Here is an 11907-nt window from a genome sequence, read left to right as displayed (position 1 = left end):
CCCGGCCCACCGGCCGCTCGTCCCGCGTCGGAGAACTCCTACCAGCCACCGCCGACACGCCCGGGCCCGGCCGGGCCACGTTTAATCCCGACCGGTTCGGGCGATCACGTGCGGTGTGGAACAACGGGAGGCACCCGACGTGCCGCGCGGACTGCGCGTCGCGGGCGCCGTCAGCTGGCGGCTGCTCGCGATCGCGGCGGTGCTGTTCGTGCTGGGGCGGATCGCGTCGGTGCTCGCGGAGCTGGTGATCGCGCTCGGCGTGGCGCTGCTGCTGGCCGCGCTGCTGGCGCCGCTGGTCGACCGGCTCACCCGCTGGGGAGTGCCGCGCACCGCCGCGACCGTGCTGGCGCTGCTGCTCGGGCTGGTGGTGGTGGGCGGGGTGCTCGCGCTCGTGGTCATCACCGTGATCAACGGGCTGCCCGGGTTGCAGGCGCAGGCCGCGCAGACCGTGGAGGGCGTCCACCACTGGCTGCGCACCGGGCCGCTGCGGCTCAGCCAGGGACAGCTGGACGACTGGGTGCAGCGCATCACCGACTACCTGCGCACCAGCCAGAGCGGGCTCACCGCCGGGGCGGTGAGCACCGCGACGACCGTGCTCAGCGTCGGCAGCGGACTGCTGCTGGCGCTGTTCACGCTGATCTTCTTCCTGCGCGACGGCGGCCGGATCTGGCGGTTCGCGCTGCGGGTCGCCGTGCCCGCCCACGTGCGGGACCGGGTGGACGTGGCCGGGCAGCACGCGTTCCACTCGCTGGTCGCCTACGTGCGGGCGAGCGCGGCCGTGGCGCTGATGGACGCGGTGGGCATCGGCGTCGGCTGCGCCCTCGTCGGAGTGCCGCTGTCGGCGGCGCTGGCCGCGCTGGTGTTCCTCGGCGCGTTCGTGCCCTACGTCGGCGCGATGATCACCGGCTCGATCGCGGTGCTCATGGCGCTGGTCACGACCGGGCCGCTGCCCGCGATCATCGTGCTCGCGGTGGTCGTCGGCGTCATGCAGCTGGAGGGGCACGTGCTGCAGCCGCTGATCCTCGGGCACGCGGTGCGGCTGCACCCGCTGGCGATCGTCCTCGGCGTGACCGCCGGGTTCCTCGGCGCGGGCGTGGCGGGCGCGGTGTTCTCGGTACCGGTCATCGCGCTGCTCAACGCGGGCATCCGGGCGCTCGCCGAACCGCCGCCGGAGCCAGGTGCCGAACCGGCGGAGCCGGGTGCCGGACCGGCGGCGGAGGCCGGTGCCGAGCGGCCGCCGGAGCCGGGTGCCGAGCGGCCGGCGCAGGCCGGTTCCGAGCCCGCGGCCGACGCGGCGAACCCCGATTAGCGCCGCGCCCGGCGTGCGATCACCGGGGCCCGCGCACCTACAGTCGGGTGACGGCACCGGACCGGCCGGTGCGGGACCGAGAGGACGGCCAGCGGGTGCGCAAGGTGAAGGACTTGACCGGACCGGGCGTGACGGACCGGTTCGGCATCGGCGGCACCGACCTGGGGGTGATGGCGCAGGCACCGGACGGGCGGATCGTGTCGGTCTTCGGCGACACCTTCGAACGCGCCGGCGTCGGCGGTCCCGGCTGGCGCTCCCCGGTGGTCCTGTTCGCCGATCCGGCCACCGCCACCGCGGGCATCGGCTGGACCGGCTCCGCCGGGCCCGACTCCTACGCCGGGCAAGCGCTGCCGTACCAGCACGACTCCGTGATCCAGGGGCGGCGCGTCAGCACCGTCATCCCCACCGACCTGATCACCGTCGGGGACGTGATGTACCTGCACGTCATGGTGTGCGAGGGGATCGGCAACGTGCACTGGACCGAGGTGCACAGCTCCACCGACAACGGCGAGACCTGGCAGCACACCGGCACCACCTGGCCCGGCGACCTGCACGGCGGGCTGTTCCAGATGCTGACCTGGGGGCTCGGCGACGACGGTTACGCGTACGCGTTCACCACCGGTTTCCGCCGCGACCAGGGCCTGCTGCTGCACCGGGTGCCCGCCGACCGGATCACCGATCCCGGTGCCTGGGAGGGCTGGGGGTTCCGCGACGGCCGGTGGGCGTGGGGCAACCCGCCGACGATCGCGCTCACCGGTGCCTACGGCGAGCTGTGCCTGCGGCCCGTCGGCGGCCGGTGGCTGCTGTCGCTGTTCAACGCGGGCGACTACCGGATCGACGTGCTGAACCTGGACGTGCCCACCGCGAACCTGTACGAGGCGCCGCGCGCGACCGCCGTGCACGGCTCGTCCTGGCCCGGTGAGGACCACTCCAGCGGGCACGTCGCGCAGCTCTACGGCGGCTACATCGTGCCCGGCTCCACGCTCGACGACCTGCACCTCGTGGTGAGCCAGTGGAACACCGAGCGGAACTGGCCGTACAAGGCCATGCAGTTCGCCGGGAGCGCCCCGCGGAGCTGATCGCGCCCGCCGCTACCGTGACCGCATGGACAGCATCGCAGAGCTCCGGTCCCGGCTGCGCGGCTTCGCCGAAGCGCGGGACTGGGGCCGGTTCCACACCCCGAAGAACCTCGCGATGGCCCTCGGCGGCGAAGCGGGGGAGCTGATCGCCGAACTCCAGTGGCTCGACGACACCGCCGTCGCCGACGGGCTCGCGAACGGCGAGCTGACCGGGCGGCTCGCCGACGAAGCCGCCGACGTCCTGCTGTACCTGGTGCAGTTCGCCGAAGCCACCGGCATCGACCTCGTCCGGGCCGCGCACGACAAGATCGACCGCAACGAGTCCCGCTACCCGGTCCACCTCGCCCACGGCAACGCCACCAAGAGCACCGAGCTCTAGCGCACCCGGTGCCCGTGGCGCGGCACCCGGTTGCACACTGCTGGGATGGCGGAGTCGTCGCAGCTGCTGCTGGTGCTGGACCTGGTCGGGACGTTCGCGTTCGGCCTCAACGGGGCGCTCACCGCGGTGCGGGCCGTGCGGCTCGACCTGGTCGGGGTGCTGACGCTGGGGATGATGACCGCGCTGGGCGGCGGAATCCTGCGGGACGTGCTCATCCAGTCGCTGCCGCCCGCCACGTTCAGCGACCTCGCGTACCTGGGTGCGGCCGCGGCGGGCGCGCTGGTGGCGTTCTTCCTGAGCCTGCCGCTGGAGCGGTTCACCGTGCTCATCGTGGTGTTCGACGCGATCGGGCTGAGCGTGTTCTGCGTGACCGGGGCGACGAAGGCGCTGGAGTTCGGGCTCGGCGGCGTGCAGGCGGTGCTGCTCGGCGGCCTCACCGCCGTCGGCGGCGGCACGCTGCGCGACGTGATGCTGCGGAAGGTGCCGACCGTGCTGGTCAGCGACCTGTACGCGGTGCCCGCGCTGGTCGGGGCCGGGATCGCGGTGGGCGCCGCGCACCTCGACCTGGGGCCGCTGGTGGTGGCGGGGGTGGCCGCGCCGGTGTGCTTCGCGATCCGGATGTCCGGCGTCGTGTTCGAGCTCAACGTCCCCACCGCGCCCGGCCGCGGCTCCCGCGAGCAGGACTGACCGGCCGCGACGGTTTCCGCGGTCGCCGCCCGGCGAACGCTCCGGCCGCTGCGCACAATCCAAGGGAGTCCGACAGAGCGAGGAGCCGCCATGACCGCCGATCCCGTCTCGTCCGTGCTCGCGGGAGCCGAGGACGCCACGAGCTGGCAGGAGGACTTCTACCGCGACCTGCACCAGCACCCGGAGCTGTCCCACCAGGAGCACCGCACCGCGGAGAAGGTCGCCGGACGGCTCCGCGAGCAGGGCTACCAGCTGCACACCGGCGTCGGCGGCACCGGAGTCGTCGGGGTGCTGCGCAACGGATCCGGCCCGGTGGTGCTGCTGCGCGCCGACATGGACGCGCTGCCGGTGCGGGAGGCGACCGGACTGCCCTACGCCAGCACCGCCACCTCCGGCGCGGACGGCGAGGGCTCGCCCGTCATGCACGCCTGCGGCCACGACGTGCACGTGACCTGCCTGCTCGGCGCCGCGCAACTGCTCGCGGCGGGCACCGAGCACTGGAGCGGCACCGTCATCGCCCTGTTCCAGCCCGCCGAAGAGGCCGGGGACGGCGCGCAGGGCATGGTCGACGACGGGCTGGCGGACCTGGTGCCGAAACCCGACGTCGCCCTCGGCCAGCACGTGATGCCGTACCCGGCCGGGATCGTCGGCACCCACGCCGGACCGACGTTCGCCGCCGCCGACAGCATGCGCATCACCGTGCACGGCCGCGGCGGGCACGGCTCGATGCCGCAGGCGACCGTCGACCCGGTGGTGCTCGCCGCGCACATCGTGGTGCGGTTGCAGACCGTCGTGTCCCGCGAGGTCGCGCCCACCGACCCGGTGGTGCTCACCGTCGGCAGCATCCTCGCCGGAACGAAGAGCAACGTCATCCCGGACCAGGCGACCATCGAGCTGAACCTGCGCACCTACGACGAGCGGACGCGCAGCCAGGTCCTCGACGCGGTGGAGCGCATCGTCCGCGCCGAGTGCCAGGCGTCCCGTTCCCCGCGGGAACCCGAGTTCGAGATGGTCGCCCGGTTCTCCCTCACCGACAACGACGCCGGCACCACCGAGAAGGTCACCGCCGCGCTCACCGGCCACTTCGGCGCCGACCGGGTGGAGGACATCGGGCGGGTCACCGCCAGCGAGGACTTCGGCGACCTGCCCGCCGCCTGGGGGATTCCGTACTCGTACTGGGCGTTCGGCGGCACCGACCCCGATCGGTTCGAACGGGCCAGCAGGGAGGGCCGGGTCGCGCAGGACATCCCGGTCAACCACTCCGGCACCTTCGCGCCGGTGCTCCAGCCGACGCTGCGCACCGGCACCGGCGCGCTCGTCGTCGCCGCGCTGGCCTGGCTGGCCTGAGATGAGCGTTCCCGGTTACGTCTGGATCCTGACGATCGTCGTCATCATCGGCCTGCTGTTGTTCGACTACGTCTTCCACGTCCGGAAGCCGCACACCCCGGGGCTGCGGGAGGCGGCGGTGTGGTCGGCGCTCTACGTCGGCATCGCCATCGTGTTCGGCCTGCTCGTGTGGATCTTCGGCGGGACCACGATGGGCGCGGAGTACTTCGCCGGGTACGTCACCGAGAAGGCGTTGTCGGTGGACAACCTGTTCGTCTTCTTGATCATCATCTCCAGCTTCAAGGTGCCGCACGCCGACCAGCAGAAGGTGCTGCTGTTCGGCATCGTGTTCTCGCTGTTCGCGCGGACCGGGTTCATCTTCATCGGCGCCGCGCTGATCAACACCCTCGCGTGGGTGTTCTACCTGTTCGGGCTCGTCCTGCTCATCACGGCGGGGAACCTGCTGCGGTCCTCGGACTCCGAGGACCGCACCGCCGACAACGTGATCATCCGGCTGGCCAAGCGGTTCTTCCACACCAGCGACGACTACGACGGCGACAAGCTGTTCACCCACGTCGACGGCAAGCGGATGCTCACCCCGATGCTGCTGGTGATGGTCTCCATCGGCGGTACCGACCTGCTGTTCGCGCTCGACTCGATCCCGGCGATCTTCGGGCTCACCCAGAACGTGTACCTGGTGGTCACGGCCACCGCGTTCTCGCTGCTGGGGTTGCGGCAGCTGTACTTCCTCATCGACGGGCTGCTGGACCGGCTGATCTACCTGTCGTACGGGCTGGCGGTCATCCTCGGGTTCATCGGCGTCAAGCTCGTGCTGCACGCCCTGCACGAGAACAACGTGCCGTTCATCAACGGCGGCCGGCCGGTGCACGTCGTGGAGATCAGCACCGGCGTGTCCCTGGGCGTGATCATCGGCGTGCTGGTGATCACCGTGCTGGCCTCGCTGCTGAGCGCGCGGGGCCGGGCGAAGAACACCATCGCCGGGGCCCGCAGGCACGCCGAGCAGTACCTCGACGAGGGCTACGAGACCGATCCGGCGGCCCGGCAGCGCACCTACGAGAAGCTGCTCGACGAAGAGCGCCGGCTCGACGCGCTGCCCGCGAAGTTCCGGGCCGAGATCCACGACGAGCCGGGCCTGCGGGATTCGCTGCGCCGCGCCCACGCCAAGCACCGCGACGCCGTGCACGAGCAGCGGGCCGCGCGCGACCGCACCGACGAGGACCCGACCGGCGCCGGCTGAGCGCGGCCGGAGCCGTCACGGCCGGAACGCGCTGGGCGCCGAGCCCGTCTCCCGCTTGACCATCGTGGTGAACGCCGCCGGGTTGCCGTAGCCCAGCTCGGCGGCGACCGAGGTGACGGTGCGCCCCGACGCCAGCGACCGCACCGCGTGCAGCGCGCACGCCCGCTGCCGCCACGCGTGGAAGGTCGACCCGGTCTGCGCCGGGAACAGCCTGCTGAAGGTGCGCTCGCCGACGTGCAGCTCCGCCGCCCACCGCGAGCTCGGGTCGTGCACGTCCGGGGCGGCCAGGAACCGTTCGCACAACCGGCGCAGCCCCGGGTGGCGCGGCAGCGGCAGGTCGAACGGCAGCGGCGCCAGCGACCGGATCTCGTGCAGCACCAGCTCCACCAGCGCGCCGTCCCGCCCGGCCGGGTCGTACTCGGGCTCCACGTCCACCGCGGCCAGCAGCAGTTCGCGCAGCAGCGGCGACACCTCCACCACCCGGCACCGGTCCGGGAACCACGGCACCGCCCGCGGTTCCAGGTACAGGCTGCGGGTGGTCACGCCGTTCATCAGCACCTGGTGATCGGTCCCGGCGGGGACGAGCACCGCGCGGTGCGCCGGGACCGTCCAGTCGCCGTCCGCGGTCTCCACCCGCATCACCCCGGTCGCGCCGTACAGCAGCTGCGCGCGGCGGTGGCGGTGCATCGGAAGCAGGTGGCCCGGCGGGTAGTCGGTGCCGATCGCCAGCACCGGCCGGTCCAGGTCCTCCAGCTCCGCGATCGGCACGTTGCGCACCCCGCGATGGTATGCCCGGTTCGGCGAGTGCTCGGAGGAACGTGGCCGGACGACGAATGCGGGCCAGTGCGCCGGGCGCCTAGCGTGCTGGAAGTGCTGATCTCCTTCCTCGTGCTGTTCTGCTTCGGCTGCCTGACCGGCATCACCACGGTGCTGTTCGGCTTCGGCGGCGGGTTCGTGACCGTGCCGGTGGTGTTCGGGTTCGTCGTCGCCACCTCCGGGTCCGAGGCGATGCACGTGGCGGTGGCGACCTCGACCGCGGTGATGATCGTGAACTCGGTGTCGGCGACGCTGGCGCAGGCCCGCGCCGGGCGGTTGCGCCGCGACTACCTGTGGCCGCTGGTGCTGTTCATCTCGGTCGGCGCGGTGTTCGGGTCGCTGCTGGCCGGGCTGGTGCCGGACGGGGTGCTGCACCTGCTGTTCGTGGCGTACCTGGCGATCGCCATCGTGGACGGGCTGTTTCGCAGCGGGTTCCTCGGCTCCCGGGACCGCGCCGTGCCGCCGCGCCCGCTCGGCCGCGCCACCACGACCGCGGGCGGCACCGGGATCGGCGCGGTGGCCGCACTGCTCGGAGTCGGGGGCAGCGTGCTGACCGTCCCCCTGCTGCGGCGCCGGGGCTTCCCGATGGCGGACGCCGCGGCGATGGCGAACCCGCTGAGCGTGCCGATCGCGCTCGCGGGGACCGCCGTGTACGCGTTCGGGTCCCCGGCGGTGGCCGTGGCGGGGCGGATCGGATTCGTCGACTTGCTCGCCGCGGCGGCGCTGCTGTGCGGTTCGCTGCCCGCGATCGCGGTGACGAAGCGGGTGACCGGGCGGATCCCGGACCGAGTGCACGCGGGGGCGTACCTGGTGCTGCTCGTGGTGGTGCTGATCTCGATGGTGATCACCGGCGCCTGACGGCGATCCTCGAAGGTGGGTCGGGGATTCCTAGGGTCCGCGGACCTCCGAGGTTTCCGCGTGCAGGCCGCAGAGTCGTGGCACGGCCGCGAAGCGCGCGGTCGCCGAACCACCGGAGGAAACCGTGCCCGCACCGCTGTCCCTCGACGCGTCCACGCCGCGCCCGCGCCCCGCATTCCTGGCACGCCCGCACGGGCTGTTCATCGGAGGGGAGTGGCGGCAGGCCCGCGCGGGTGCGTCGTTCCCGGCCGTCGACCCGGCCACCGAGCAGGACCTCGCCGAGATCGCCCTCGCCGACGCGGGCGACGTGGACGCCGCGGTCGCCGCCGCCCGCGCCGCGTTCGACGACCCGTCCTGGTCCGCGCTGAGCCCGCAGCGCCGCGGCGACGCGCTGCTGCGCATCGCCGACGCGCTGCGGGAGCACCAGGAGGAGCTCGCCACCCTCGACTCGCTGGAGATGGGCGCACCGCTGGCGCTGACCCGCGGCATGGTCGAGCACGCCGCCGAGGTGTTCCGGCACTACGCGGGCTGGCCCACGAAGCTCTACGGCCAGGTCGGCCCGACCGACCCGTCCCGCCTGCACTACGTGCTGCGCCAGCCGGTCGGCGTGGTCGGCGCGATCGTCGCCTGGAACGGGCCGCTGCTGCAGGCCGCGTGGAAGCTGGCGCCCGTCCTGGCGACCGGCAACACCGTGGTGTTCAAACCGGCCGAGCAGAGCTCGCTCAGCGCGCTGCGGCTCGCGGGCCTGCTGGCCGCCGAACTTCCCGCCGGGGTGGTCAACGTGATCACCGGTCCGGGCGACGTGACCGGGCAGGCGCTGATCTCGCACCCCGGTGTCGACAAGATCAGCTTCACCGGCTCGGGCGAGGTCGGCAAGCACATCGTGCGCACCTCCGCGGACTCGCTGGCGCGCGTCACCCTGGAACTGGGCGGGAAATCGCCCGCGATCGTGTTCGCCGACGCCGACCTGGAGGCCGCCGCCGCGCAGGCCGCGATGGGGTTCTGCGCAGGCAGCGGGCAGGCGTGCGTGGCGGGCAGCCGCATCTTCGTGCAGGAACCCGTGCGCGATCGGTTCGCCGAGCTGCTGACCGCGGAGCTCGCGCGCATCCCGATCGGCGACCCGTTCCACCCGCGGGCGCTGATGGGGCCGCTGGCGTTCCGCGGGCACTACGAGCGCGTCACCTCCTACCTGGACCTCGCCCGGCAGGAAGGCGCCACGATCGCCGCGGGTGGCACGGGCATCGGCGGGCTGTTCGTGCCGCCGACGCTGCTCACCGACGTCACCGCGGACATGCGGGTCGCGCGGGAGGAGATCTTCGGGCCCGTCGCGGCGCTGCAGCCGTTCACCGACGAGGACGAGGTGGTGCGGGCGGGCAACGACACCACCTACGGGCTGTCCGCCTCGGTGTGGACCCGCGACGTCGGCACCGCGCACCGCACCGCCGCGCGGCTGCGCGCCGGCACGGTGTGGATCAACTCCGGGCAGGAGATGAGCAGCGGGAGCGTGCCTTTCGGCGGGTTCAAGCAGTCCGGTCTCGGCCGGGAGCACGGCACCGACGTCCTCGACGCCTACACCGAGGCGAAGACGGTGATGCTGGGGCTGTGACGGCGGTGCTGCGCCCACCGGCCGCACCGCCGTTCACCGGATCGGCCGTACCGGGAGCCCGCTACCGGGGGACCGGGTTGATCACCGACCGACCGGACGGTTAAGAATGGGCCCCGGCCAGCGCGCCCCGCGCCGGTCCGGGACCGCTCCGCCGGTCCCGGTCCGGCGGAGCGGGCCGTCCGCGGTGGCAGCAGGCACTGACGACGCCGGGGCGCCACCCCGGTCCTGGGAGCGGAGGAAAGTCATGAGCACACCAGCTGTCCCCGGCGAGGTCGCCGTCATCGGCGGCGGCCGGATGGGGTCGGGCATCGCGCAGACCTTCGCCATCGCAGGCGCCGACGTGTCCATCGTGGAGAGCGGCGCGGACGGCGCCGCCGCCGCGACCGACCGGATCGCGGGCAGCGTCCGGCGGGCCGCCGACCGCGGCAAGCTCGCCGAGGGCCCCGCGGACCTGCTCGCCAGGCTGCGGGTGCTGACCGACGTCGCGGACCTGCCGGGCGGCGTCGAGCTGGTCGTCGAAGCGGTGCCCGAGCAGCTGGAGCTCAAGGTCGACGTGCTGACCGCGGTGGAGGACGTGCTCGGCCCGGACGCGGTGCTGGCCTCCAACACCAGTTCGCTGCCGATCGCCGAACTGTCCGCGGCCCTGCGCGAACCGCGGCGGTTCCTCGGGATGCACTTCTTCAACCCGGTGCCCGCCTCGCAGCTCGTGGAGCTCGTCGCCGGTCCGGACACCGCCGCGGACGTGCTCGGCGGCGCCCGCGACTGGGTGCGCGGCCTCGGCAAGACCGAAGTGCAGGTGCGGGACTCGCCGGGCTTCGCCACCAGCCGCCTCGGCGTGCTGCTCGGCCTGGAGGCGATCCGGATGCTCGAAGAGGGCGTCGCCGACGCCGAATCCGTGGACACCGCGATGCGGCTCGGCTACCGGCATCCGATGGGGCCGCTGCGCTCCACCGACCTCGTCGGGCTCGACGTGCGGCTCGCCATCGCCGAACACCTGCGCGCCACGCTCGGCGAGCGGTTCGCCCCGCCGCAGCTGCTGCGGGACAAGGTCGAGCGCGGGGAACTCGGCCGCAAGACGGGGATCGGGTTCTTCGCGTGGTGAGCGGGTAGCGGCAGCCGGGCAGGTCCGAAGGCAGGGCGGCAACGCTCTTCGTCGCGACGCGGACGCCGTCAGCGGATGGCGGGGTCCACTGCGTCCTCCGCGGGGCCGGTCTTCGCCGGAGTGGTGGGAGGATCGCTCGGGGTCGGAGCTTCGTGGTCGGTCGAGGTATCGGAATTCGGGGTCGTGGCGGGGTTCGCGGCTCCGGTGGGGTCGGCGAGGACCGCTCGCGCGCGGTCCACGTCGAGCGCCCCGTCCCACTTGGCGATCACCAGCGTCGCGACCGCGTTGCCGTAGAAGTTCACCAGCGCCCGGCACTCCGACATGAACTTGTCGATGCCGAAGATCAACATGATGCCCGCAGCGGGCACCGTGCCGATGGTGGACAACGTGGCGGTGAGCGCGATGAACCCGCCGCCCGCGACCCCGGCCGCGCCCTTCGAGGTCAGCAGCATGACCGCCAGCAGGCCCAGCTGCTGCCCGATGCTCAACGGCGTGTCGGTGGCCTGCGCGATGTACAGCGCCGCCAGCGACAGGTAGATCGCCGCGCCGTCCAGGTTGAAGCTGTACCCGGTCGGCACCACGAGCCCCACCGTCGCGCGGTCCGCGCCCAGCGCCGTCAGCTTCCGCATCAGCCCCGGCAGCGCCGGCTCCGCGGTGGACGTGCCGAGCACCAGCAGGAACTCCTCCTTGAAGTACCGGAACAACCGGAAGATGTTCAACCGCACGTAGGCGCCCAGCACCCCGCCGAGCACCACCACCACGAAGAACAGCGAAGTCCCGTAGAACAGCGCGATCAGCGTGCCCAGGCTGCTCAACGTGGACACCCCGAACGCGCCGACCGCGTAGGCCATCGCGCCGAACGCGCCCAGCGGCGCGGCCTTCATCACGAAGCCCAGGACCTTGAACACGACCTCGGTCAGCCGGTTCACCCCGGCGATGATCGGCTCGCCGACCGGCCCGACCGCTTTGACGGCGATGCCGAACAGCACGGCCAGGAAGATGATCTGCAGGATGTCGCCGTCGACGAACGCGCCGAAGAAGCTCTCCGGGACCAGGTGGGTGAGCAGCTCCCACCAGTGCTGCCCTTCGCCGTCGGCGATGTACTGCTGGGCGTTCCCGCTCGCGTGCAGCGATTCCGGCCGGGCGTGCACTCCGACGCCGAGCCGGGTGACGTTGATGGCGACCAGCCCCAGCACCAGCGCGGCGATCGTGCCCAGCTGGAAGTAGGTGAGCGCCTTCAACCCGGTGATGCCGACCTTCTTCAGGTCGGCGACGTTGGCGATGCCGCCGATGATGGTGAGGAACACGATCGGCCCGATCAGCATCTTCATCGCCGCGATGAACGTGGTGCCGATCGGCTGCATGGCCTCGCCGAGCTCGGGCCGCCACCACCCGAGGAGCACGCCCACGACGATGGCGATCAGCACGTGCACGTACAACTGCCGGTACCAGGGCTTCGGGGCGGACTGCGGTGCGGTATGCGTCAT

At 72.7% G+C, this 11907-nt stretch carries 11 protein-coding genes; 9 read left to right on the top strand and 2 right to left on the bottom strand.

Translation table 11 applies throughout. The features are described 5' to 3' along the window. Positions 1-115: 115 nt before the first annotated feature. From H1226_RS16365 to H1226_RS16340, 6 genes are all read left to right on the top strand, one after another. Positions 116-1309, top strand: coding sequence for an AI-2E family transporter (locus tag H1226_RS16365; protein ID WP_258341506.1), 1194 nt, complete (start codon positions 116-118; stop codon positions 1307-1309). 47 nt (positions 1310-1356) lie between these two features. Further along, positions 1357-2388 (top strand): DUF4185 domain-containing protein, encoded by a 1032-nt coding sequence (locus tag H1226_RS16360; protein ID WP_258341505.1) that lies wholly within the window; start codon positions 1357-1359, stop codon positions 2386-2388. Between the two features lie 25 nt (positions 2389-2413). Further along, entirely contained in the window at positions 2414-2767 is a 354-nt protein-coding gene (locus H1226_RS16355; RefSeq protein WP_258341504.1) for a nucleotide pyrophosphohydrolase, read from the top strand. A gap of 45 nt (positions 2768-2812) precedes the next feature. Then, positions 2813-3454: a trimeric intracellular cation channel family protein gene (locus H1226_RS16350; protein WP_258341503.1), complete on the top strand. Its 642-nt coding sequence runs from the start codon at positions 2813-2815 to the stop codon at positions 3452-3454. A 90-nt stretch (positions 3455-3544) separates the two neighbouring features. Next, the gene (locus H1226_RS16345; RefSeq protein ID WP_258341502.1) at positions 3545-4801 is read left to right on the top strand and encodes an amidohydrolase; all 1257 of its coding nucleotides are present in this window, start codon (positions 3545-3547) and stop codon (positions 4799-4801) included. 1 nt (position 4802) lies between these two features. Further along, the gene (locus tag H1226_RS16340) at positions 4803-6038 is read left to right on the top strand and encodes a TerC family protein (protein WP_258341501.1); all 1236 of its coding nucleotides are present in this window, start codon (positions 4803-4805) and stop codon (positions 6036-6038) included. A 15-nt stretch (positions 6039-6053) separates the two neighbouring features. Here the strand turns inward: H1226_RS16340 and H1226_RS16335 are convergent, their stop codons facing one another. Then, positions 6054-6815: an AraC family transcriptional regulator gene (locus H1226_RS16335; RefSeq protein ID WP_224961368.1), complete on the bottom strand. Its 762-nt coding sequence runs from the start codon at positions 6813-6815 to the stop codon at positions 6054-6056. Between the two features lie 93 nt (positions 6816-6908). On the opposite strand from H1226_RS16335, the gene H1226_RS16330 reads away from it, so the two are divergent. The 3 genes from H1226_RS16330 (at position 6909) to H1226_RS16320 (ending at position 10420) form a co-directional block, all read left to right on the top strand. Next, on the top strand, positions 6909-7712 hold the full coding sequence (locus H1226_RS16330) for a sulfite exporter TauE/SafE family protein (RefSeq protein WP_258341499.1): 804 nt from the start codon (positions 6909-6911) through the stop codon (positions 7710-7712). Between the two features lie 124 nt (positions 7713-7836). Then, a complete protein-coding gene (locus H1226_RS16325; protein WP_258341498.1) occupies positions 7837-9318 on the top strand; it encodes an aldehyde dehydrogenase family protein in 1482 nt (493 codons plus the stop codon). Positions 9319-9562: 244 nt separating this feature from the next. Continuing rightward, positions 9563-10420 carry a 3-hydroxyacyl-CoA dehydrogenase family protein gene (locus H1226_RS16320; protein WP_258341497.1) on the top strand — a complete coding sequence of 286 codons (858 nt, stop codon included), beginning with the start codon at positions 9563-9565 and terminating at the stop codon, positions 10418-10420. Between the two features lie 68 nt (positions 10421-10488). Here H1226_RS16320 and dctA read toward each other — a convergent pair whose 3' ends face one another. After that, positions 10489-11907, bottom strand: coding sequence for a C4-dicarboxylate transporter DctA (gene dctA, locus H1226_RS16315; RefSeq protein WP_258341496.1), 1419 nt, complete (start codon positions 11905-11907; stop codon positions 10489-10491).

The sequence above is a fragment of the Saccharopolyspora gregorii genome, from assembly GCF_024734405.1.
GTDB classification, from domain to species: domain Bacteria; phylum Actinomycetota; class Actinomycetes; order Mycobacteriales; family Pseudonocardiaceae; genus Saccharopolyspora_C; species Saccharopolyspora_C gregorii.
The sequence above is the reverse complement of the archived record's forward strand: the minus strand, read 5'-3'. Positions and strand labels throughout refer to the sequence as shown.